We start from the raw sequence: 23,433 nt of genomic DNA, 5'->3' as shown, positions 1-23,433 counted from the left end.
GGTCGGCACCGCGCGCTGTGTGGCCGGCACCTGCGGCTGCGGCCCGGATTGCGCGGGCTGCGGGGTGGGCGCGGTGGGCGGCGTCGTCGGGGCCACCGGTGTGGTGGGAGCCTGCGCGGGCCGCGGCGCCGGTACCGGCTGCGACGTCGGAGCCGGTACCGAGCGCGGTGCGGCCTGGGCGGGCGTCGACGGGCGAGCCGAACAGCGGCCGGTCGGTGGGCAGGTTGACGAAACTCGGCGCGGCCGGATCCAGCGCCAGGTGCTGCGGCGCCAGCTCGCTGTCGTTGAGCATGGGCCGGAACGCCAGCGCCTTCGGTGAATTGCCCGCGAACACGTCGAGCCGCAACCGGTGCCCGGGTGCCAGCACCGCCTGGATCGGGATGACCGCGATATCGAGCGTCACGGGCTCGCCCGGCACCACCTTCTGCACACTGTCGAGAGTGAGCGGGTTGTGCGGCGCGGTGAGATCGCCGTTGGCCGAACGCGTACTGCGGGACTCGTCGATCGCCCGCAGCGACGCGGTGAGCTGGCCGGTGCTCAGTACGGTCGAGGTCCCGTCGGGCGCCACATCGTTGACCGTGACGTTCCAGTAGCCGTCCGCGGCGTCGTGCACGGTGTTGAGGTGCACATTGATCGGGCCGGACAGCACCGTGCGTTCGGCGATCGGCTCGCTGGTGAAGGTGAGCGCGTTGCGTTCGGCGATCCGCGAGTCCTTGGCGCACATGTCCAGCGCCGCCCCGATCCCCGCCGAACCCTGCGCCATGTCACGCGAACAGAAGTTGGTCAGCCCCGGGGAGACGGTGAGCCGGTCGGGCGCGCCCGGTGCCGCGGTGAGCGAGCCGTCGTGCACGGAATCGGCGGTCGTCCCGCTGGCGGCTCCCGACAGGTACACCCGCCGGTGCGTCATACCCGGCTGCGGGAACTGGTCGAGCACCACCCAGTCCCCGCCCTGCTCCCAGACGATCACCGGACCGTAGTCGGTGATGCCGTTGTCGATGTCCTTGAGCCAGTGGTCGAACCACACGCGCTGCAGCACATCCAGGCGCGGCGGGGCCCCGGGGCGGCCGGTTCCGGCCCCGGGGTTGGCGTGGTAGGTATCGCCGACGATGAGCTGTTTGCGGCCCGGCGGCAGCGGGATGTCGTTGTACAGCGTGGTCGCGCTGTTGGCGAAGATGTCGTGCCAGCCGCCGTAGACGAAGGTCGGCACGGTGATCTTCTCCGGATGGCCCATGATGCCCTGGCGGAAGGCGCTGTTCTCGTCCAGCGCGTCGGCCAGGGCCGGCGGCATATTCCGCAGCGAGGGGGTGAGCAGCGCCTGGGCGAGGAGATCGTAGTTGGTCGCGGGGTCGGCCATGCGGTCGCTGAGCCACTGCCAGTCGAAGGTGCCGTTGAGCATGGCCTTCACATCGGGCATGAGTTTCGCCTGGTTCACCTGGTTCAGCCACAACGGCAGGAAGGTCACGCCCACCCCGCCGCCCGGCGCCACCACATCGCGCATGAGATCGCTGCCCGGTTCGACGGGGAAGATGGCCTGGAGCGGTTTCGGCGCGTTCTCCGCGGCACGCAACTGGTTGATCCCGGCATAGGACCCGCCACTCATGGCGACCCGCCCGTTGGACCAGGGCTGCCGGGCCGACCATTCGATCACCTCGCGGGTGTCGAGCTGTTCACGCTCACCGAGGGTGTCCCACAGGCCCTGCGACTGCCCGGTACCGCGCACATCCACGGAGACGACGGTGTAACCGGCCTGGACGAGCCGGCTGTCGAGCCCGAGCACGGTGGCCACCGTGCCGCCGTCCAGAGCGTGCAGGAGATCCTCGAACCCGCTGATGGGAGTGCCGGTGAGGTTGATCCGGCGCACCAGGTCCATGGTCCATCGCCGCACTTCGGGATCACTCATGGCCGAATCGATCATGCTGGACATCATTTTCGAGTACGGCGTCATGGTGACGATCGTCGGCAGCGGCCGGGTCTCCACCGCTCCGCCGGCCGCGGCCGGCCGGTACACATCGGCTTTCAGCACCACACCGTCGCTCATGGTGATCAGTACGTCTTTGTCGATCTGCGTTTCGGGATAGGGCTGTGGGCCGTCGTGCAGATCGGTCCACTGCTGGGCGAGTTCGGCGGGCGATACCGCCGGGGAGGTGTCCCGCTGCACCGGGTGGCGCGCGGATTGCGCTGCCACCACCAGGATCACGGTCACGATGACAACCACGGTGGCGGCCGCGGCGGCCGCGAGCCCGTGAACCCGGTACAGCCGCATGAACAAACCCTCCACCTCGTGGTTCCGGTTTCCGCGCACAGGTGGGGCCGACAATAGCAATCGGCTCTTATGGAACCGGGTTACGACGCGCGGACGCGGCCGATCACCGAAAACCGAGGTGGGGCGTCCGGGTGGCCGAGCCCGCGCGAGGCCTCAGTTCGTGCGCCGCGCCCGCAGGACGAGATCCTTGACCTGATGTCCGGCGGCGGGCCGGTCGCGATCGCGCCTTTCGTCGACCTCCACGGTCCAGTCGTCGCCGAGTAGTTCCACGATCTCGGACGGCTGATAGAACTCGTAGGGGTCGAACCGAGGCGAGGGCCCCTCGCCCTCGTGCGCATGTTCGCCCCCGTGCGAATGCTCCTCGCGCGAGGGGAATTCGGTGGGGTCGTGCGCGACGAAGAGCAGAGTCCCACCGGGGGCCACGGCCTCGAGCAGTCCACGCACGGTGGCGTGATCGGTTTCGTGCGCGATCGGGAAATAGTGCGCCGACACCAGATCGAAGGAGCGGGCCGGCATCGGCGTGACGGTGATATCGGCGCGCTGCCACGAGATCTCCGGGTGCCCGGCCGCCGCACGGTCCAGCGCGACCTGCGAGATATCGACCGCGGTGACCTGCCAGCCGCGCTCGGCCAGCCAGTAGGCGTCCGCTCCCTCGCCGCAGCCGAGATCGAGGGCCTGACCGGGTGCCATACCGGTCACTTCCGCGACGAGTGCGTCATTGGGCAACCCGCTGAACCGCTGTTCGCTCTCGCCGTACATATCATCCCAGAACTGCTGGTCCATCCGTTGCTCCTGATCTCGTGAGGTGTGTTTCCCAGCATCCGGGCAAACAGCTGGCTTGACAAATTTATTTGCCAGTTCTGCAATAGAGACATGGATCGGGAGTTCGGCGAGGTCATCGAGGCGATCGGCCCGCGGCTGCGCGAACTGCGCCGCCGCAACGGCACGACGCTCGCGGCGCTGTCCGAGGTCACCGGTATCCCGGTGAGCACCCTGTCGCGCCTGGAATCCGGCCAGCGAAAACCCAGCCTCGAACTGCTGCTACCGCTGGCCAAAGCCCATCAGGTGCCGCTGGACGAACTGGTCGACGCACCGGAGACCGGAGACCCCCGGGTGCACACCCGGCCGGTGACCCGGCACGGTCAGACCTTCATCCCGCTGACCCGCCGCCCGGGCGGCCTGCAGGCCTACAAGCAGATCCTGTCCGGCCGCGCCACCGCCGAGCCCGAGATGCACACCCACGAGGGTTACCACTGGCTCTATGTACTCAACGGCAGACTCCGGCTCATCCTCGGCGACCGCGACATGATCCTGACCCCCGGTGAAGTGGCCGAATTCGACACCCATCTGCCGCACTGGTTCGGCAACGCCGACGAGCATCCGGTGGAGTACCTGAGCATCTACGGACCCCAGGGCGAGCGGTTCCACATCAAGGCCAGATATCGCCCGGGGTGAATTCGGACAACGCCGCTACGCTGCGGAAATGTAGATAGTTATTTCTTCGTGATCCGCATTGTCCGTGTCGTTTACCGATCGGCGCACGATCACGCGAAATATGACTCCCCGGGTTTGCAGGACCGACATATAGCTGTGGTGTATTTCCAACGCTGTTCGAGCAGTCGGTGATGTTCTCCTCGCGCATTCGGCGGTGCGAACCGTCGCGCTCCCACCGGCTCTCGACCCGAGCACGGAGGACCGCAATTATGGATTCTGTACCGATACGTCAGCGCTGCGCCGCACTGGCTCTTTTCGCCGCCGCGGCCGGCGCCATTCTCGGAACAACAGCACCTGCCCAGGCCCAGCCGGTCACACTGCCCGGCCTCGGCACCTTCGAAATTCCCGATCAGATCCCCCTGCCGGCCGGAATCCCCGGTATCGGCGCGCTCACCCCACCGGTGGCGCCCGCCCCGGCCGTCGGCGATATCGCGGTCGCGGCGGCACGCAGCAAGCTCGGGGCGCCCTATGTATCCGGCGGTACCGGACCGAACGTCTTCGACTGTTCGGGGCTGGTGCAGTGGGCCTACCAGCAGGCCGGAGTGCAGGTACCGCGTACCAGCTGGTCCCAGCTCTCCGCCGGCACCCCGGTGCCACTCGACCAGCTACATGTCGGCGATGTGATCTCCTACAGCGGCGGAGGCCATTCGGCGCTGTACGCCGGCGACGGTCAGGTGATCCACGCCGCGACCACCACGGTCGAGATATCGCCCATGTCGTATTCGCCCGTGGTCGGAGCACGCCGCTTCTGACCCGGGCCGCACCGTGGTTCCCCATCGACCGGCGGCAAGCCCGCACCACAGCCTCGGGCCCACGGCGCACCTCACGGAACACGGCCCTCGGGACCGGGGTAGTCCCGAGGGCCGTGTTCGGTGATCAGAGACGTTCGATGATGGTGGCGTTCGCCAGGCCGCCCGCCTCGCACATGGTCTGCAGCGCGTACCGCCCGCCGGTCTGCTCGAGATGGTTGACCATGGTGGCCAGGATTCGCACACCAGAGGCGCCCAGCGGGTGCCCCAGCGCGATGGCCCCACCGCGCGGATTCAGCTTCTCCGGGTCGGCGTCCAACTCATGCTGCCAGACCAGCGGCACGGGCGCGAACGCCTCGTTGACCTCGTAGGCGTCGATATCGTCGATCGTCAGCCCGGCCCGCTCCAGCACCTTCTTCGAGGCCGGTACGGGCGCGGTCAGCATGAGCAGCGGATCGTCGCCCACCACCGCGAAGGAGTGGAAACGCGCCCGCGGCCGCAGACCGAGCTTCGTGGCGGCCTGCTCACTCATGATGAGCGCCGCCGACGCACCGTCGGTGAGGGGCGAGGAGTTGCCCGGGGTGATGGACCAGTTGATCTCCGGGAACCGCTGCGTGTACTGCTCGTCGGCGAACGCCGGCTTCAGGCCCGCGAGCTTCTCGGGGGTGGATCCGGCCCGGATGGTCTCATCCGCGGTCAGCTCGCCGGCCGCCACCAGCTCGCGATCGAACCCGCCGGCCGCGGCGGTCTCGGCCGCCAGCCGATGCGACCGGGCCGCGAATTCGTCGAGGGTGGCCCGGTCGAATTTCCAGCGCGCCGCGAGGATCTCCGCGGCCACACCCTGCTGCACCAGGCCCTCCGGGTACCGATGCGCGATGGGACCGCGGTTGGCGTCCTGCCCCTGCGCGTTGGAGAACATGGGCACCCGGCTCATCGACTCCACACCGCAGGCGATGGCGATATCGTAGGCGCCGGCGATCACGCCCTGCGCGGCGAAATGCGCGGCCTGCTGACTGGACCCGCACTGCCGGTCCACCGTGGTGGCCGGTACCGATTCGGGGAACCCGGCGGCCAGCACAGCCGTGCGGGAGATATTGAAGGCCTGCTCCCCGCTCTGGGTCACGCAGCCGCCGATCACATCGTCGACCAGCGCCGGATCCAGATCATTGCGCTGCAACAGCTCGGTGAGCACTCCGGCCAGCAGCGTCGCCGGGTGCACCCCGGACAGCCCACCACCGGCTTTACCCTTCCCGGACGGCGTGCGAACCACATCGACGATGACGGCGGACTGCATAGTCCCTCCTGAAATGCTCGTTCCGGCCGGTCAAGTTAATGACCGTTCGCTTTAAGTTAACACGGATTCGCATGGTTGGACCAGAGTGCCCCACACGGGCTCAGCCCATCGGTGCCGCCGGAAACCGGCACGACGCGCAGTGGTGCGACCGTCACGCAAAGGACCCGGCTTATTCGATACCGCGCTCGGGATGCGCGAGGCGGAGGTCGTCGTATTACGCCGATGTCGCGACCACACGCGCCAGGGGGCAATTCGACATGACGTACGGAGCGACCGCTGTGATCGGAGTACGCGCGGCCACCGGTACGATCGCAGGAGATTCGAGCGGTCGCATCAGGAGGAGGGGCGGCGCGGCTCATGATCCGCCTTCATCCCATGCCATATCCGGCCCGGCGCGAATCGTAGTCCACGAGGTGCTGCACGAAGTCTGCTTGGGTCATGGTGTTCGCCAGCAGATCGATATCGTGCGGGAAATCCGGTACCCGACCCAGGTGGTACTGGGCCGCGCCTGCGATGTAGGTGCGGGTGACCGCATCGGACCCATTCTTCATCTGGGGTGACTCGAAAAGCTTGAAGTGAGATTCGGATAATCATCGGTGATACGGGTGCCCAGATCCGAGGTCGCGAACAGCGCCGGCTTCCCGGAGCGGGATCGCAGCAGGTTCCAATACTCTTCTCTCCAGTCCGCCGCTGCCGGTTCCCGGCCCAGGCCACGAAGACGGCCGACCATCGCATTGGCCGCATCGGCCTGCCATCCGGCGAAGTCCCGCAGCCTGTCCACTTTGTCCGAGGCTTCTTCGGGTAGGGGCATGGGATCATTTATCAGGCGACCGGGGAAGGGGAAATCGGTCGGTTCGACACGTCCGTTGCCGGCGTGCTCGATCCGCTGGGCCCCCTCTCGTATCGGTAGCCGGTGACTCTTCGCGAGGCCGGGCCCGAGGCGCTGAACCATCAGCTCACCCAATGCGTTCGCAAGCTTTTGTAGAACTTCGTTGAGGGGCGTTGCCGACATCAGGACAGTCGAACCTCTGCAGGCGGTGGAATCAGTTCTCGATCCGGACGGTGGGGGTAGCGATCAACGCCACCAGACGATGCGGCACGGCCCTCCCCTCGCACGTCGGTCGCTGTCGCACGGTCTCACACCCGACCATGAAGTCGCAGATAGGTGCTGCGACCGATGAGCACATCGGGTCGGCCCGGAAGCGAACCGCACGACTTCATTTCGAAACCGTCAAACGCGTTGGCCCCGAGGTCCGTTCACGTATCGTACGCCGATCCATCCGGCCAGCAGGTGCCGAGCGGGGACGGCTCGGCAATACGCGTCGGCCTGCGATTTCAGAACCCTGCAGCAAACCGGCCGCCTCGGCCGCCGCCCGCCCCATCATCAGCCGCGTGGATCGACCAGGAAACGACTACGCGGGGTATGGGTCCCGCAAAGTCACCGGCGTGTGCGCCACCTCCGACACTTTTTCGGGAAAGCGCGCACCGGCCACATAGAACCGGGCGCGAGTCCGTCCCACCGGTTCCAAGATCTGCCGACGCACCAACTCACGGAGGTCACGCTGGGCCTGCTGGAGACTTGAGCTCTCACCCTGCTCGTACCGGCTGCGGCGCACCCGGCCCGCCATCGCGACGTCGTGCAACGCGGTGACGAGCCGCTCGTCGAGCGACTCGGTAACGGCGAACTCCAGCAGTTGTTCCCACACGCGTCCGGATCGAACGAAGCGTGCATGCACGGTCTGCGCCTGCTGGTGATAGGCGGTCAGATTGAATCGGATCCACTCCGATACATCCTGGTCCGGTCGGTACTCGCTGCCCCGGCGACCCAGGACCTGGTAGTACTCCCACGTATTGCCCGGTCGGCCGAGCCATGCCTCGATCGAAGAGAACTCGGGGGCGAGCACCCCTTCCCGCGCGATCATCAGCGTCTGCAGTGAGCGCGACATCCGGCCGTTACCGTCCGCCCACGGGTGAATCGACACCAGATGCAGATGGGCCATCGCGGCGCGAACCAGCGGATGGGTGCCGTCTGCGGCGTCGAGCCAGTCAACCAACTCCGCCATCAGCGCGGGCACCGCATCGGCGTCCGGCGCGGTATACGCGGCAATGCTCGGATCGCGGGCATCGGTCACATAGACCGGACCTCGCCGCCACTGCCCCGCCGGCTTACGCGGAGAATGCCGATGCCCCTGCAACATCCAGTGCAGCGCGTTCAGCAGCCCCTTGCTGTAGGCGAAATCGTCGACATCGTGCAGTGTCTGGATGTAGGTCATCATCTGCTCATAGGCGAGCGTCTCGGCGCGGTTCTCCTCGGAGATATCCACATCGCGCTCTCCGGCGAGCAGGTCCTCGACGTCGATGGTGGCCACCTTGAACCCCTCGATCGAGTTCGACGCCGCCACGGCATCCACGAGTCCCTCCCAGGGCGCCACTGCTGGAAGGTTTCACTTCGAAGGCGACTCGGCTGCGCGCGCTGCGTCTCCGGGCCACCACTTCGGTTTCCGGGCTACCGTCCGCTCGGCCGCCCTTACCGGATCCGCTCCCACCCCCGCCGCTCCGGCCGCGACCCCAGCTCCCGGTCCCGGCTGCGATAGACGATATAAGGCCTGGTCAGGTACCCTATCGGCATCGAGAACACATGGACCAGCCGGGTGAACGGCCAGAAGGCGAACAGCAGCCAGGCGGCGATCACGTGGAGCTGGAAACCGAGGGGCACGGCCAGGATCAGGTCCGTGTCGGGGCGGAAGGACAGGATGGAGCGGAACCAGGGGGAGACCGTCTCCCGGTAATCGTGCGGGTGGTTGTCGGCATTGTTGACCAGTGTGGTGCCGAAACCCAGCAGCAGCGTGCCGAGCAGCAATACGTACATGATCTTGTCGTTGCGGGTGGTGGCGGAGAAGACGGGACCGGTGGTGCGGCGGCGGTAGATCAGGATGGCCGCGCCGGCCAGGGTGGCGACACCGGCCAGGATGCCGAGCCCGGCGGAGGCCGCGTGGTACACCGAATCGCTGATGCCGACGGACTCGGTCCACCTTTCGGGGATGAGCAGGCCGACGATATGACCCACGATCACCAGCAAAATCCCGTAGTGGAACAGCGGACTGCCCAGGCGCAGCAGGTGGCTCTCGTAGAGCTGGGAGGAGCGGGTGGTCCAGCCGAATTTGTCGTAGCGGTAGCGCCAGTAGTGGCCCACCAGGAAAGTCGCGATGGCGGCGTAGGGCAGGGCGACCCACAGCAGGATATCGATCGCGGTGAGATTCTCACCCGGCGCGGCGAGCGGCACGGAGTTCATGGAGTTCATCGGCACGCCTCCGTGTTGATCTGCGACGCGTCCGGCGCGGCGGGCCGGGGCCCCCGTGACCCCGGTTCTTCATTCCGCCGCTCGGTCGCCGTGCGCCTTCGCTCTGTCGCTGTGGAACCGGGGCGGACCCCGACCTCGAATGGCGGCGATCCCGGGAAGGTCGCGGCCGTCTCCGTGTCCCCCGGTGACGCCGGTGGTACGACCGGATCGGGGAGGTATTGCGGCGGGGCGAAGGGGGCGAGGCCGACGGCCTCCTCCGGTGGGCCCGCGGCGATGAGCCGGGCGACGGCGTCCTGTTCGGATCCGGCGAGCGCGGGGAGGGTGGCGGTGATCGATTCGAGGACGTCGGCCCAGGGCGAGCCGGTCTCCCGCAGGCCGCAACGCATCACCTCGAGACCGGCCCGGTGCTCGGTGAGCAGACGCAACCCGGTCTCGGCATTGCCGGACGCGGCGAATTCCAGCACCACGGACAGATGGTCGGGCAGTTCCTCCTCGGAGAGTTTCAGCCCGGCCTCCCGGTAGGCCTGCTTGAACCGCAACAGAGCGACGCCGCGTTTGCGGGTGTCGCCATAGGCGAAGTAGGTGAGGTAGGGGCTGAACCGTTTGCGGTGGTCGAAGGTCGCCACATAATCGGCGGCGAGTTCGAAAACCGAGCGGGTTCGGACATGGCCGAGGAACCGGGTGAGCGGGGCGCCGACCGGAGGCGGCAGCGTCGCCGCCACCGTGCTCAGCAGATCGAGATTGCGGCGCAGGGCTTCGTCCGGATAGCCGAGCAGCAGGGACTGCACCTGCCAGGCGGCGGCTCGGGCGGCCGGGTCCAGGGCTTTCGCCCCGCTCGCCCTCATCGCGGCCGCTCCACGTCGCCGGGTCGCTGGTTTACCCCCTCCGGCGGGAACAGCCCATCGGGGACCTTCCCGTCCCAGTTGAGCAAATTCACCCGGCCGCGGCCGCCGACGCTGGTAGCGGTCTCGGAGGTCTGCCGGTTGCGCAGCATCCGGAAGTTCTCCACGGCGATGGGCGAGACCCCGCCCGAATTCTCGCCGAACGGGCCGGAGCCGGTCATTCCGGGACCGCCGTCGTAGTCCAGGCTGCATTCGGTGGCGAGTTCTTCCAGCCCGTGCGCCGATTCGGTGTGCGCGGGCGGAACAACATAGCGCTCGTCGTATTTGGCCAAGGCCAGCAGGCGGAACATATCGTAGATCTGTTCACCCGACATACCGACTGCCTCGGCGATGCGCTCCTGGGGTTCCCGGCCGAGATTGATATCGCGCATATAGCTGCGCATGGCGGCCAGCCGGCGCAGGATCGCGGTCACCGGTCCGGGATCCCCGGCAGTGAACAACTGCGCGAGATAGTCCACCGGAATTCGCAATGCCTCGATCGCGGCGAAGAGATTGCCGTGATCCTCGGCGTCGTGGCCGGTATCGCGCACGACATCGACCACCGGCGACAGCGGCGGGATGTACCAGACCATGGGCAAGGTGCGGTATTCCGGATGCAGCGGCAGCGCGACCTTGTAGGTGTTGATCAGCGAATAGATCGGCGAGCGGTCGGCGGCCTCCACCCAGTCCCAGGGAATACCCGCACGTTCGGCTTCCCGCCGTACCTCGGGGTCGGCGGGATCGAGGAAGACCTCTCGTTGCGCTTCGTAGAGACCGTGTTCGTCCGGGGTGGACGCGGCCTCCAATACCTTGTCGGCGTCGTAGAGAACCAGCCCGATATAGCGCAACCGACCCACGCAGGTCTCGGCGCACACCGTCGGCAGCCCGACCTCCACCCGCGGGAAACAGAAGGTGCACTTCTCGGCTTTACCGGTGCGGTGATTGAAATAGACCTTCTTATAGGGACAGCCCGAGACACACATCCGCCAGCCGCGGCACCGGTCCTGGTCCACCAGCACGATGCCGTCCTCGCTGCGTTTGTAGATCGCGCCCGAAGGACACGATGCCGCGCAGGACGGATTCAGGCAGTGTTCGCAGATCCGCGGCAGATAGAACATGAAGGTCTGCTCGAATTCGAAACGCACCTGTTCGGACAGTTTGCGCAGCAGCGGATCGCGGTGGCCGTATTCGGGTGCGCCACCGAGATCGTCGTCCCAGTTCGCCGACCATTCGATTTTCGTATCCCGGCCGGTGATCAGCGATTTCGGCCGGGCGACCGGAGTGTGTCGCTGGGCCGGTGCGGTGGTCAGATTCTCGTAGTCGTAGGTCCAGGGTTCGTAGTAATCACTCAGGGCGGGCAGAATCGGATTGCTGAAGATGGTGAACAATTTGCGCCAGCGCCCGCCGCCCTTCAATTCCAGCCGGCCGCGCCGGTTGAGCTCCCAGCCGCCGCGCCACCGATCCTGGTCCTCGTAGGTGCGCGGGTATCCCTGTCCCGGCCGGGTCTCCACATTGTTGAACCACACGTATTCCACGCCCGACCGATTCGTCCACGCCTGTTTGCAGGTGACCGAACAGGTATGGCAGCCGATACATTTGTCGAGGTTCATCACCATCGCCATCTGCGCCATCACCCGCATCAGTAGCTCACCTCCTGGCTGCGACGGCGGATCACGGTCACCTCGTCGCGTTGATTACCGGTGGGTCCGAGATAGTTGAACGCGAAACTGAGCTGGGCGTAGCCGCCGATGAGGTGGCTGGGTTTGACCAGCAGCCGGGTCAGCGAGTTGTGGATGCCGCCGCGATGTCCGGAAGTTTCGCTGATCGGCACATCGATGAGCCGGTCCTGCGCGTGGTACATGTACACGGTTCCGGCGGGCATGCGGTGCGAGACCACCGCCCGCGCCACCACCACACCGTTGCGGTTGACCGCCTCGACCCATTCGTTGTCGGCCACACCGATGGTGGCGGCGTCCGCGGGCGCCATCCAGATCGTGGGCCCGCCCCGCGAAAGACTCAGCATGAACAGGTTGTCCTGGTATTCGGAGTGGATGGACCATTTGCTGTGCGGGGTGAGATAGCGGACCGTCACCCCCAGCTCCCCGGTCGAGCCGAGTACGGGTTCGCCGAACAGCGCGGCCATGTTCAGCGGCGGCCGGTACACCGGGAGCCCCTCGCCGAGTTCGGTCATCCAGTCGTGGTCGAGATAGAAATGCTGGCGGCCGGTGAGCGTATGCCAGGGTTTGCGGCGTTCGATATTGATGGTGAACGGCGAATACCGGCGGCCCCCGGTTTCCGAACCCGACCATTCCGGCGAGGTGATCACCGGCACCGGCGCGGCCTGGGTGTCGGCGAAGGTGATCTGTTTCCCCTCGTGTTCGGCGGCCAGATCGGCCAGGCGCACTCCGGTGCGCTGTTCGAGGCTGCGGAAACCTGCGGTGGCCAGCCGGCCGTTGGTGGTGCCCGACAGCGCCAGGATCGCCTCACAGGCCTGGATACCGCGCTGCAGAGACGGCCGTCCGTCGGCCGGGCCACCGCGGACCACCCCGTTCTTGTGCCGCAGGTATTCGACTTCGGGCCCGAAATCGAAAGTGACCCCTTTGGTGGTGCCGCCGAGTTTCTCCGCCAGCGGGCCCAGCGCCGTCATCTTCGCCCCGATGGCACCGTAATCGCGCTCCACCACCACCAGTTTCGGCATGGTGACGCCGGGGACCGGTTCGGCGTCCCCGTTCTTCCAGTCCGCGACCCGGCCGTGCGGAGTGGCCAGTTCGTCCGGAGTGTCGTGCAACAGCGGCACCGCGACCACATCCTTGCGCACCCCGAGCCGCGGACCGGCGAGTTCGCTGAACTTCTCGGCGATCACGCGGAAGGCGTCCCAATCGGTGCGGGTCTGCCAGGGCGGTGCGATGGCGGGGTTGAACGAGTGCACGAAGGGATGCATATCGGTGGTGTTGAGATCGTGCTTCTCGTACCAGGTCGCGGCGGGCAGCACGATATCGGAGAACAGGGTGGTGCTGGTCATCCGGAAATCCAGGGTCAGCAGCAGGTCGAGTTTGCCGCGCGGCGCTTCCGGCCGCCACACCACATCACGCGGGCGCGCGCCGGCCGGCGTGGGTTTGGCGCGCAGCGACGATTCGGTGCCGAGCAGGTGTTCGAGAAAATATTCGTTGCCCTTGGCCGAGGAACCGAGCAGGTTGGCCCGCCACACATTCAGGATCCGCGGGAAGTTCTCCGGGGAGTCGGGGTCCTCGCAGGCGAACCGCATCCGTCCCGAGCGCAGTTCGGAGATCACATGGCCGGCGACCGAGCCGCCCTCGGCCGCGGCGGAATCGGCCAGTTCCAGCGGGTTACGGTCGAAGGTCGGATACGACGGCATCCAGCCCAGCCGCGCGGATTGCGCGATCACATCGGCGGTGCTCATACCCGCCAGCCGCCCGGCGCCCGGCGTCGCCGAGAGTTTGTCGGCACCGAACCAGTCGTAGCGGAACTGATCGGAGTGCAGATACCAGAACGCGGTCTGGATCATCTGCCGCGGCGGCCGCGACCAGTCCAGGGCCGAGGCCAGCTGGGTCCATCCGGTGACCGGGCGGCATTTCTCCTGACCCACATAGTGCGCCCAGCCACCGCCGTTCACGCCCTGGCAGCCGGTGAGCGTGGTCAGGGTGAGGAAGGCGCGGTAGATCGTGTCGGAGTGGAACCAGTGGTTGGTACCGGCGCCCATGATGATCATCGAGCGGCCGTGGCTCTCCTCGGCATTGGCCGCGAACTCCCGCGCGATCCGCAGGACCACGGCGGCCGGGACACCAGTGATCGTCTCCTGCCAGGCGGGGGTGTAGGGCTGGGAGAAATCGTCGTAGTCGATCGGCCAGGCCCCGGGGAGCCCGTCCCGGTACACGCCGTACTGCGCCAGCATCAGGTCGAACACTGTGGTGACCAGATGACCGTTCACCCGCCGCACCGGTACCCCGCGCCGGATCGTCGTGTCGTCCCCGCCCGCGGTGTCGAACCGCGGCAGCAGCACGGGTACCGCCGCCTCGCCGAACAGCGTCAGCTGGGGCACCACACCCTCGAGGTCGAGATTCCAGTTCCCCATGCCACTCTGGCCGTAGCGGTGACCGACCGAACCGTTCGGGACCACCGGACGACCGTCGGTATCGAGCACCACCGTTTTGAACGCGGCGTTCTCCACCCCGGCGTGCTCGTCGAGGTCGGCGGCGGTCAGGAACTTGCCCGGGGCGTAGCCGTCGTCGGTCTCCTCCAGCCGGACCAGGAACGGCAGATCGGTGAACTGGCGTACGTAGCCGGTGAAGTACGGCACCTCGCGTTCCACGAAGAACTCACGCAGCACCACCTGCCCCATCGCCATGGCCAGCGCCCCGTCGGTGCCGGGATGCGGGGCCAGCCATTCGTCGGCGAACTTCACATTGTCGGCGTAGTCCGGGGAGACCGCGACGACCTTCTGCCCGCGGTAGCGCGCCTCGGCCATCCAGTGCGCGTCCGGGGTCCGGGTCACCGGCAGATTCGACCCCCACATGATCAGATAGCCCGCGTCCCACCAGTCACCCGATTCCGGGACATCGGTCTGGTCGCCGAACACCTGCGGCGAGGCCACCGGAAGATCGGCGTACCAGTCGTAGAAGGACAGCATCGTCCCGCCGATCAGCGAGACGAACCGGGCGCCGGAGGCGTGCGACACCATCGACATGGCCGGAATCGGTGAAAACCCCGCGATCCGGTCCGGGCCGTACCGGGCGATGGTGTACACATGGGCGGCCGCGATCAGCTCGGTCGCCTCGTCCCAGGTAGCCCGCACCAGACCGCCCTTACCGCGCGCGGATTTGTACCGCCGGGCCGAATCCGGGTCCTCGACGATCGTTTCCCAGGCGGTCACCGGGTCGCCGGTGGCGGCCTTCGCGGCGCGGTACATCTCCAGCAGCTCACCGCGCACATACGGGTAACGCACCCGGGTCGGCGAGTAGGTGTACCAGGAGAACGCGGCCCCGCGGGGACAGCCGCGCGGCTCGTATTCGGGTTTGTCGGGACCCACCGACGGATAGTCGGTCTGCTGGGTCTCCCAGGTGATGATCCCGTCCTTGACATAGATCTTCCAGGAACACGATCCGGTGCAGTTCACACCGTGCGTGGAACGCACCACCTTGTCGTGGCTCCAGCGGTCCCGATAGAACTCGTCGGCCTGCCGCCCGCCCACCTCGAACATCGAGCGCCGGTCCGGGGAGATCTCCGCGCGGGTGAAGAACCGCCGGGTACCCACCAGCGCATCGGTCAGTTCGTCGTCCAGCCCGGCATCCCCCGAGCCGCGGCGAGTATGCATCAGCGAGCCTCCTTCGAAGCCGGTACGCGCGAACCCCGGAAGCCGAGGCGAGCGCCGGAGTTTCGCCTCATGGGAACTCCTTCGAAGCAGGTGGCCGGCGGCGGACGTATCGCATCAGGTGTGCTTCCGTTCCACGTGGTGCCGCAGCACGATCAGCGTGAACAGCAGCGCGACCAGGGCCACCACCGCGAGCGCCAGCAGGCCCGGCCCGTAGTCGCCGGTCGCCTCGTAGACGGCGCCCATCACCAGCGGCGGTACGAAGCCGCCCAGCCCACCGGCCGCTCCCACGAAACCGGTGACCGCCCCGACCTTGCCCGCGGGCGCGATGAGGGCGACCAGCGCGAAGGTGGCGCCGCTGCCCGCGCCGAGCGCGGCGGCGAGCACCAGGAAGGCCAGGGTGCCGATCGGCGCCAGGTCCGGGGTCGTGGCCTGCACGGAGGCGGCGACCACTACGGCGCACAGTGTGGCGGCGAGGACCGTCGGCGCGTCGAACCGATCCGCCAGCCAGCCGCCGACCGGCCGCATGACCACCGCGAGCAGCACGAATCCCGCCATCCGGTTGGCCGCGTCGGTCTGGGACAGGTCGTAGGCGGTCCGCAGATACGAGGGCAGGTAGACCGAGAACGCCACGAATCCACCGAACGAGACGGCGTAGAGCGCCGAAGCCGCCCAGGTCGCGGGCAGTCGCACGGTCTGATTCAGCCGGGTGGCCAGGGGTTCGGCGGGCGGGGTGCGGCCCGGGGCGTCGCGCAGCAGATACCAGGCGGCGATCGCGTAGATCAGCAGCGCGGCCGCGCACAGGAGGAAGGGTGTGGCGGTATTGCCCGCGTCCACCAGGCGCACCGTGGTCAGGGCGCTGATCGCGGTGCCGCCCATGCCCATGCCGTACACACCGATCGCCAGCCCCTGTTTCTCCGGCGGGAACCAGGCACTCACGAACGGCACGCCGACCGCGAACACCGTGCCGGCGATGCCCAGGAAGAAACCGCCGATCAGCAAGGCTCCCAGCGCGGAGTGCCCGACCAGCCCCAGGAACAGGACCGGCAGCACCGTGATCAGCGACACCGCCGGGAACATCAGGCGCCCGCCGTAGCGGTCGGCCAGCGCACCGACCGGTATCCGGCCCAGTGAACCCACGATCACCGGAACGGCCACCACCAGCGACTCCTGGAAGGAATTCAGTCCGAGATCGTCGCGCAGGCGTGGGGCCAGCGGGCTGAGCAGTGCCCATGCCCAGAAATTCAGCGCGAAACCCACCGTGGCCAGGATCAGCATCAGAGTGCGGCCGCCGGTCACGGCACCGGCGCCGGCCATGGCCCGGCCGGGATTCAGCGGAGTCGAAGAGGCCACCATCACTCCTGGGGAGATCGGTCCGGCTAGCTCTCGCGCCCGGTGGACACCTGGCCCAACCACTCGACGGGCGATTCGGTCATCGAACGCGGCCGGGAAGGCCAGACCCTCCCGAACCGCCGTATCGCGATATCACTGACTCACGGCCTACTGTCGCCATTGTGCCTTCTACGGGCCGCGACTCCCGGCTCACCGGGAGTTCCCGGAGTTTCGTGATCTCACCGGCGCTCGCCGGACTTCCCGGTACCCGTCGAATCGCCCGCCCGGAAGTCGTTGTAGTACCACGTCGGATGCCCTACCGATTGCGGCGTGACAATGGTGGGGAAGCGGCGTCTGCAATCGTCATCGCGGACAACGCGGGTGCGCCTCCGCTGGTTGCGCTCTGCTGCGCTTGTCTGCCGCTCCGACGCCGGCGAAGGCTGATCGCGACAGAAAAGCGGTGCCGGCCTCTCAACCGAATGCGAGGGCAGCCCGCGCTGGCGGTGTCGTATACCGCACGAAGTGTGTCGCTTCCAGGCCTGGTTGTTCCGGGGGCCTCGACCTACGTTTGCTGCAGGTCCGAATTCGGGGCCTTCGGTCGAGTAATCGGACCGCTGCTTCCACACCACGAAGAGGTGACGACCACGAAGCTTTCGGAGCAGTACCGCATCGAGCAGCGGCGTTCGAGGGACTCATCATCGGTGTGGCCCCGCCTGCGGGCGCTGAATCGACGGACAGTCGAATGAAAGCGCGACCGCGAGGGACCGCGGCTTCGATGGTCCCTATCTCGAATGTGGTGATCAACAGGTCCAGAACACATATTCCCGTTCCGGTGGATGGTCATTCATCCAGGCCGGGCGGTAGAACGGAAACCCAGATCCGCCGATGACTTCTTTATCACCCCTTGCCTACGGATACCTGCGCGATGATCTGCTCGATGCCCACGACCCGGTTTCCAGCGAAGACAAGCTGCGGACCGCCGCCGCATCACTCGGATACGCGCTGGGCACTGTCTTCCGCGAGCCGGCACCCCAGAATGGGACGCTGCCTCCGGCGTTCGTCGAACTCGTCCGAGAATGCCGGCGATCCGGAGCACACACCGTGCTGACGCTGAACGGGCACTTGTCGGGTATATGCATGTATCGGACGGTCCTTGCCGCAGTTCTCGACATCTGTGCAGATGACGCAGTGCGGGAGATCGAGCCATGAACCCGTTCCGCTCGAGAAACCCGGCCCGGCACCCGGATCGGACTGTGCGAAGCACCGACCCGCAGTCTGCCTTCCTCTGATGGGAGCCGGGCCGATGCCGGAGACAGCACTATGCAATCGACAGCAACCAGCCGCGCAATCCGAGGTGCGGACGAAGCCGGCCCGAGATCGGAGAGCAGGATGCGCAGCCACCGACACCATCCGGTGCAACATCACACGGTGCGCGATCCGGGACCCTACGTGGTCACCCACCCGGACCAACCATCGCGCCCGTTGGGAGACGAACTGTTCCGGTTCGTTTTCGACAATGCCGCGGTGGCGCTGGCGATCGGCGACACCGAAGGCACCCTTCTCTACGCCAATCACAGCTTGGCCGACATGATCGGTATCCCGGTCGAGCAGTTACGCGGTATCTCGGTTTATCAATTCGCCCATCCCGACGACCAAGACGCGATCAGCACAGTTGTTTTCGATACGTTGGTCCGGGCGCGGGAAGGGATCGTGAAACTGGAGCGACGGTTGATCCGCACCGACGGCAGCACCGGGTGGGTGGCGTTCGCGATCACCTACGTGAAAGGAAGCGGCGGACAACCCGACTATCTGCTCGCCGTCGGGGAGGATGTGACCGAGCGGCACCGGATGGAAGAAGAACTACACCGGCAGGCGCGTCAGGATCCGCTCACGGGCCTGCCCAACCGGCGCAGTCTGCTCGAGAGAATCGAAACGTTGGCCGCGGCAGGCGGCGACGACCGGGCGGGACTGTGTTTCGTCGACCTCGACGGTTTCAAAGAGGTCAATGACCGTTATGGGCACGGAGTCGGCGATCAGGTTTTGCGCACGGTCGCCGATCGCCTGCGTGACAGCGTGTCCGGCCATGACTGCATGATCGCTCGCATCGGAGGTGATGAGTTCGTCGCCCTGATCTCACCGCCGGCCGACAGCCGCGAAGTGACCGCTGTTGTGGAGCAGATGCGGTTGGCGCTGTCCCACCCGATCGCCATAGGAGAACACAGGTTGCGAATGTCGGCCGGCATCGGCGCAGTTCTCAGGAGAGTACGCAACACAGCGGCCACCACCCTCCTCGACGCAGCCGACCGCGAGCTGTACCACGCCAAGACCAGAGGTAAAGACCAGTGGGCTCTTCACCTCCTCGATACCGGTATCGGCGGATAGATAGAGGACCGGGCGAACCCACACGACAATCGGTCGAACTGCGTACTTCCACCGGTAGTGGCCAGGGGCAATCCCCTGATCACCGAATCAGAGCGATGGCTACGCTCGAGCGGTGGATATCGACTGGCCCGAGCTGCGCGCCCGCAGCCTGCTCTTCGAGGACGAAGCGGTCCTGGCCCTGAACAAACCGGCCGGTATATCCGTCACCGGGGAACGCCACGATATCGATATCGTGGCGTCCGCGGCGGCGCACGGTGAGACGCTGTACCCGGTCCACCGGATCGACAAGGTGACCTCCGGTCTCATTCTGTTCGCCCGGAAACTGTCCGCCCACGGCCCGCTGACCCGCCAGTTCAACAAGCAGACCGCCGACAAGGCCTACCTCGCGATCGTCGACGCCGGTTCCCCCGAACTACCCGACACCGGAACCATCGATCTGCCGCTCGGCGTGGGCCGTAAGAACCGCGTCCGAGTCGCCGCCCCACGCGAAACGATCCGGCGCGAGGGCGACCGCTGGTCCGTCGCCGAAACGGATCTGCTGAACACCAAGAACTATCCCTCGACCACCGAGTTCACCGTCCTGGCCCGGCATCGTGAGCACACCGTCGTCGCGCTGCGCCCGATCACCGGCCGCCGCCATCAGCTCCGCGTACACCTGGCCTGGATCGGGCACCCCATCCTGGGCGATCCCCTGTTCGACCGCTCCGGCACGGTGCCGCGCGCCCATCTGCACTCCTGGCGCCTCGGCCTGGCCGTCGACCGGCTTCCCGGCGGCAGGCTGGAGCTGGAGGCCCCGCCCGGCGACGACTTCTGGTCACCGCTGCCCGGCCCGCCGCCCGCCCTGCCCGAGCCGCGGTGAGCCCCCGGTACTGTGCGTCCACCGCCGGGCCGTCGTGAACGCCTCGGCGCCGGTCGGTGAGCTGGGCGAGGCCTCGCCGCCGCCGAATCCGGCGTCCGCGCGGCCGCTGGAGTGGGCGGCGGGAATGCGGGCGTCGCCGGAACCGGAGAACTCGTCGGCCATGTCGGTGGCCGAGGCCGAAGAGTTCCTCGGGCTCCCGCGCTCACACCGGCGAACCGATCACCGATGCCGGACCGCTCGGCCCGGTTCCGGCCGTGGTCCCCGACACCCGGCTGCGATCCGCTACCCGCCCCGGGTTCGCGGGCGAACTGTTTCTTTCCGGCTCTGCCTCGGCTCATCCCGAGGCGTTCCCCGCCACGCCTGAATTACAGCGGTCCAGGCCACGTCCAGCAGCACCCCACCCCGGTGGTGTCCTCACTCATACCCGCACCATTTGCACTGGCCAAGTCCCCTAAGCTGGTCGAAGGACCCAGCACCGGACCCGGACACACGGGTCGACGAACCCACCGCCGTACCGGGACCCCACGCGGTGTCGAGTCTTACGAGACACCTCAAAGGGTTGAGGCCCGTCTCGCCGTTTCGGCCTCGAAAGCGCCCGCGCCGAAGGCGCAAGTCTCGAGGCCGAAACGGCGAGACCAAGGGGGCCTCAACCCCGCGCCGCCGCAGGCGGCGCCAAAAAACACAGGAGCGTCCGATGATCTTGGTGGCTCAGGTCAGCGATACACATTTCGATCTCGGCACCCGCAATGCCGAACGCGCGCAGCGGGTCATGGCCTATCTCGCGGATCTGCGGCGGCGGCCCGATGTGATCGTGGTGACCGGTGATATCACCGATTCCGGAAAACCCGAGGAGTACGCCGAGGCCCGGACGGCACTACAGGCCGATCTCCCGGTGCTGGCGATCCCGGGGAATCACGACGACCGCGCGGCGTTCCGGGAGGTGCTGCTCGGCGCTCCCCCGCTCGACGACACCGTCAACCAGGTGCACCGGGTCGGCGATGTCACGCTGATCCTGCTCGATTCCAGTGTGCCCGGGCAGTCCGGCGGACGGCTGACCGACGAGACCTACGACTGGTTGCACGCGACTCTCGCCGAGACTCCCGCCGGTGATGCCGTCCTGCTGGCACTGCACCATCCCCCGGTCTTCCTGCACAGCCCTATCGTGGACCCCATCGCGCTGGCCGGGCCGGAGCGGCTGGCCGCGGTCATCGCCGGCGACGAGCGGATCATCGGCACCCTGACCGGGCATGCGCACACCGCCGCGGTCGCCACCTTCGCCGGCCGGCCGCTGCTCATGGGGCCGAGTACCGCCTCGGTCCTGGGCGGTGAATGGGAGCTGGCCCCGCCCGAGCGGGTGATGGATTACGCACCGGACCCGGCGGTCGCGCTGCACGTCATCGATGACGAACATCGGCTGATCACGCATTTCCGCAGCGTCCCGATGGGAGGCTGGATCGGTACACCGTTCTGATCCGGTTCAGTACCGGCCGGCGCGGGCCCGCCGATAGGCGGCGGGAGTACCGCCGGTCCAGCGCCGGAACGCGTAGATGAAGGTGGAGGCCTCCGCGTAGCCGAGCCGGATCGCCACATCGCTCACCGACAGCGGGGTGGTGGTCAGCATCTCCTCGGCCAGGGCCTGGCGTACCTCGTCCAGCAGGGCGCGATAGCTGGTACCGGCCGCGTCGAGATGCCGGCGCAGGGTGCGGGTGCTCATGTTCAGGTCGGCGGCCACGGTGTCGATACCGGGCGGCGCGGTGAGACCGTCCATCCCGCCGTGGGGCACGAGCCGCGCGCGCACCTCCGCGGCGATCCCGGTTCTCGCCCGCCGCCGGTGCACCAGGTCCCGGCACTGTGCCAGGCAGATCGCCAGGGTGTGCTCGTTGGCCTGCGGTAGCGGTTGATCCAGGATCGCCGGATCGATGGCCACCAGGGTGTGCGGCTGCCCGAACCGGGGCCGGGCCACGGTCACCTCGGCGATCAGATCGGCGTAGGCCGGTTCGGGGAACCGGAATTCGGCGCGCAGCAGCGCCAGATGCCGGCCCAGCAGATCGCTCATCACCTGGTGCATGGCTGTCACATCCCGCTCCACCAGGAACTGGCGGACGTCGGCGGGCACCGATTCGTCGTGGATGTGGCCGATGAACTCGCCGTGCTCCCACTGGGTGACCGGCAGACAGAAGGTGAAACTCAGTTCCAGATAGCGCAGGGCGAAATCGATCGCCTCGGCCAAGGTGGGGCTGCTGACACAGGCGAAGCCGAAGATACCGAAGGTGGTGATGCGATAGCGCCGGCCCACCTCGACGCCCATCCCGGGACGGTCGAGTTCGCGGACCAGGTTGCGCACCACCGCGAGCTCGGTGTGCGCGTCGATCTGGGCGTCCGGGTCGCGCAGCCGGGCTTCGGTGAGATCGGTGCCGCGCAGCAGTGCGGCGGTGGGAACTCCGTGTTCCGCCCCGTATCCGGCCATGAGCGCGACACTGGCTACTCCCCGCGGGAAGTCCCAGTCGCGGATGGACGGACGCTGCACCATGCCGACATTATGGCCGAATATCTCGATTGATCACCAGGACAGCTCCGCGCACCGGCGAGCGGTGGCGGTGGTCTCCACCTGAAGGGTCGCGTGGTGGATGTGGAAGCGGTCGGCGAGCAGGTGCTGGGCAGCGCGCAGGATTTCGTCGCCGGAGTCGGAGCCGGTGGTGGTGATATGGGCCGAGGCGACCTCCATACCCGAGGTCAATGTCCAGACATGCAGGTCGTGGACATCGCAGACTCCGGGGACCGCGGCGAGTTCGGCCGCCACCTTCTCGACGTCGAGCTCTTCGGGACTGTGCTGGAAGAGAATGCGTAGCGACCGCCGGGCCAGCAGATAGGTCCGCGGCAGCACCCAGAGGCCGATGGCGACGCCGACGATCATATCGGCGTAGAGCCAGCCGGTGGTCAGCGTGATCGCGGCCGACAGCAGGACCCCGAACGATCCGACCATATCGGCCAGTACCTCGAGATAGGCGCCGCGCACATTGAGGCTCTCCTCGGCTCCGCGCCGTAGCAGCAGGAAGGCCGCGATATTGGCCAGCAGGCCGATGGCGCCGGCGGCCAGCACCGGACCGCCGCGTACCTCCGGCGGTTCCCCGAACCGGCGCACCGCCTCGATCAGAACGTATCCGGCGACCGCGAACAGTAGTACGGCGTTGGCCAGCGCGGCGATCACCTCGGCCCGGTAGTAGCCGAAGGTACGGGTGTAGCTGGGCCGGGTGTTGCGAGCGAGCATGATCGCCGAGAGCGCCATGGCGATACCCACGACATCGGTGAGCATATGGGCGGCGTCCGACAGCAGTGCCAGTGAACCGGTGGCCAGCGCGACCACCAGTTCGATCAGCATGAATCCCAGACCGAGGGCCAGCGCTATCCCCAGGCGGCCGACATATTTCCCGGAGGCACTCTCCGGTGATACGTGATGCGTATGATCATGTCCCACCCGACAAACATATGCGTCAATGCGCATGCTTGCAACACCTTCGATTCGCGCCCGCCCGCCGGGCTGGCAGACTC

The 23,433-nt window shown here is 67.2% G+C and carries 19 protein-coding genes; 6 read left to right on the top strand and 13 right to left on the bottom strand.

Annotated features, from left to right (window positions below; genetic code table 11):
• Positions 1 to 2,263, bottom strand: a 2,263-nt coding sequence (locus tag ON38_RS19240; RefSeq protein WP_218000802.1) for a CocE/NonD family hydrolase, incomplete at its 3' end; no start/stop codon positions are given.
• A gap of 153 nt (positions 2,264 to 2,416) precedes the next feature.
• Positions 2,417 to 3,046, bottom strand: a complete 630-nt coding sequence (locus ON38_RS19235; RefSeq protein ID WP_039826255.1) for a class I SAM-dependent methyltransferase — start codon at positions 3,044 to 3,046, stop codon at positions 2,417 to 2,419.
• A gap of 90 nt (positions 3,047 to 3,136) precedes the next feature.
• On the opposite strand from ON38_RS19235, the gene ON38_RS19230 reads away from it, so the two are divergent.
• Positions 3,137 to 3,718: a helix-turn-helix domain-containing protein gene (locus ON38_RS19230; protein WP_039826254.1), complete on the top strand. Its 582-nt coding sequence runs from the start codon at positions 3,137 to 3,139 to the stop codon at positions 3,716 to 3,718.
• Between the two features lie 248 nt (positions 3,719 to 3,966).
• On the top strand, positions 3,967 to 4,509 hold the full coding sequence (locus ON38_RS19225; protein ID WP_051164969.1) for a C40 family peptidase: 543 nt from the start codon (positions 3,967 to 3,969) through the stop codon (positions 4,507 to 4,509).
• A 124-nt stretch (positions 4,510 to 4,633) separates the two neighbouring features.
• Here the strand turns inward: ON38_RS19225 and ON38_RS19220 are convergent, their stop codons facing one another.
• The 9 genes from ON38_RS19220 to ON38_RS19180 all read right to left on the bottom strand — a co-directional run bounded on the left by ON38_RS19220 (position 4,634) and on the right by ON38_RS19180 (position 16,667).
• Positions 4,634 to 5,800, bottom strand: a complete 1,167-nt coding sequence (locus ON38_RS19220) for a thiolase family protein (RefSeq protein ID WP_039826253.1) — start codon at positions 5,798 to 5,800, stop codon at positions 4,634 to 4,636.
• A gap of 368 nt (positions 5,801 to 6,168) precedes the next feature.
• The gene (locus ON38_RS19215) at positions 6,169 to 6,351 is read right to left on the bottom strand and encodes a hypothetical protein (protein ID WP_039826252.1); all 183 of its coding nucleotides are present in this window, start codon (positions 6,349 to 6,351) and stop codon (positions 6,169 to 6,171) included.
• A complete protein-coding gene (locus tag ON38_RS19210; protein WP_157181818.1) occupies positions 6,348 to 6,812 on the bottom strand; it encodes a hypothetical protein in 465 nt (154 codons plus the stop codon). Before ON38_RS19210 ends, ON38_RS19215 begins: the two co-directional genes overlap by 4 nt.
• A gap of 400 nt (positions 6,813 to 7,212) precedes the next feature.
• Positions 7,213 to 8,232, bottom strand: a complete 1,020-nt coding sequence (locus tag ON38_RS19205) for a Fic family protein (protein WP_051164968.1) — start codon at positions 8,230 to 8,232, stop codon at positions 7,213 to 7,215.
• A gap of 95 nt (positions 8,233 to 8,327) precedes the next feature.
• Positions 8,328 to 9,092: a respiratory nitrate reductase subunit gamma gene (narI, locus tag ON38_RS19200; protein WP_039826260.1), complete on the bottom strand. Its 765-nt coding sequence runs from the start codon at positions 9,090 to 9,092 to the stop codon at positions 8,328 to 8,330.
• A 5-nt stretch (positions 9,093 to 9,097) separates the two neighbouring features.
• A complete protein-coding gene (gene narJ / locus ON38_RS19195) occupies positions 9,098 to 9,946 on the bottom strand; it encodes a nitrate reductase molybdenum cofactor assembly chaperone (protein ID WP_083872826.1) in 849 nt (282 codons plus the stop codon).
• The gene (gene narH / locus ON38_RS19190) at positions 9,943 to 11,622 is read right to left on the bottom strand and encodes a nitrate reductase subunit beta (RefSeq protein WP_039826249.1); all 1,680 of its coding nucleotides are present in this window, start codon (positions 11,620 to 11,622) and stop codon (positions 9,943 to 9,945) included. The genes narJ and narH overlap by 4 nt, the downstream gene beginning before the upstream one ends.
• Positions 11,622 to 15,314 (bottom strand): nitrate reductase subunit alpha, encoded by a 3,693-nt coding sequence (locus tag ON38_RS19185; protein ID WP_039826248.1) that lies wholly within the window; start codon positions 15,312 to 15,314, stop codon positions 11,622 to 11,624. The genes narH and ON38_RS19185 overlap by 1 nt, the downstream gene beginning before the upstream one ends.
• 114 nt (positions 15,315 to 15,428) lie before the next feature.
• Positions 15,429 to 16,667, bottom strand: coding sequence for a nitrate/nitrite transporter (locus ON38_RS19180; RefSeq protein WP_039826247.1), 1,239 nt, complete (start codon positions 16,665 to 16,667; stop codon positions 15,429 to 15,431).
• Positions 16,668 to 17,528: 861 nt separating this feature from the next.
• Here ON38_RS19180 and ON38_RS36150 point away from each other — a divergent pair.
• The 4 genes from ON38_RS36150 to ON38_RS19160 all read left to right on the top strand — a co-directional run bounded on the left by ON38_RS36150 (position 17,529) and on the right by ON38_RS19160 (position 21,355).
• The gene (locus tag ON38_RS36150) at positions 17,529 to 17,852 is read left to right on the top strand and encodes a hypothetical protein (protein ID WP_157181817.1); all 324 of its coding nucleotides are present in this window, start codon (positions 17,529 to 17,531) and stop codon (positions 17,850 to 17,852) included.
• A gap of 240 nt (positions 17,853 to 18,092) precedes the next feature.
• Positions 18,093 to 19,025: a GGDEF domain-containing protein gene (locus ON38_RS19175; RefSeq protein ID WP_245564108.1), complete on the top strand. Its 933-nt coding sequence runs from the start codon at positions 18,093 to 18,095 to the stop codon at positions 19,023 to 19,025.
• A 112-nt stretch (positions 19,026 to 19,137) separates the two neighbouring features.
• Positions 19,138 to 19,884, top strand: a complete 747-nt coding sequence (locus ON38_RS19170; RefSeq protein WP_039826245.1) for an RluA family pseudouridine synthase — start codon at positions 19,138 to 19,140, stop codon at positions 19,882 to 19,884.
• 694 nt (positions 19,885 to 20,578) lie between these two features.
• Positions 20,579 to 21,355 (top strand): metallophosphoesterase, encoded by a 777-nt coding sequence (locus ON38_RS19160; RefSeq protein WP_051164966.1) that lies wholly within the window; start codon positions 20,579 to 20,581, stop codon positions 21,353 to 21,355.
• A gap of 6 nt (positions 21,356 to 21,361) precedes the next feature.
• On the opposite strand, the gene ON38_RS19155 is transcribed toward ON38_RS19160, so the two are convergent.
• Both ON38_RS19155 and ON38_RS19150 read right to left on the bottom strand, forming a co-directional pair.
• The gene (locus tag ON38_RS19155; protein WP_039826243.1) at positions 21,362 to 22,414 is read right to left on the bottom strand and encodes an AraC family transcriptional regulator; all 1,053 of its coding nucleotides are present in this window, start codon (positions 22,412 to 22,414) and stop codon (positions 21,362 to 21,364) included.
• Positions 22,415 to 22,444: 30 nt separating this feature from the next.
• Positions 22,445 to 23,359 (bottom strand): cation diffusion facilitator family transporter, encoded by a 915-nt coding sequence (locus tag ON38_RS19150; RefSeq protein WP_281004622.1) that lies wholly within the window; start codon positions 23,357 to 23,359, stop codon positions 22,445 to 22,447.
• Positions 23,360 to 23,433 lie beyond the last annotated feature (74 nt).

The organism is Nocardia testacea NBRC 100365, assembly GCF_000308775.1.
Taxonomy (GTDB): domain Bacteria; phylum Actinomycetota; class Actinomycetes; order Mycobacteriales; family Mycobacteriaceae; genus Nocardia; species Nocardia testacea.
The sequence above is the reverse complement of the archived record's forward strand: the minus strand, read 5'-3'. Positions and strand labels throughout refer to the sequence as shown.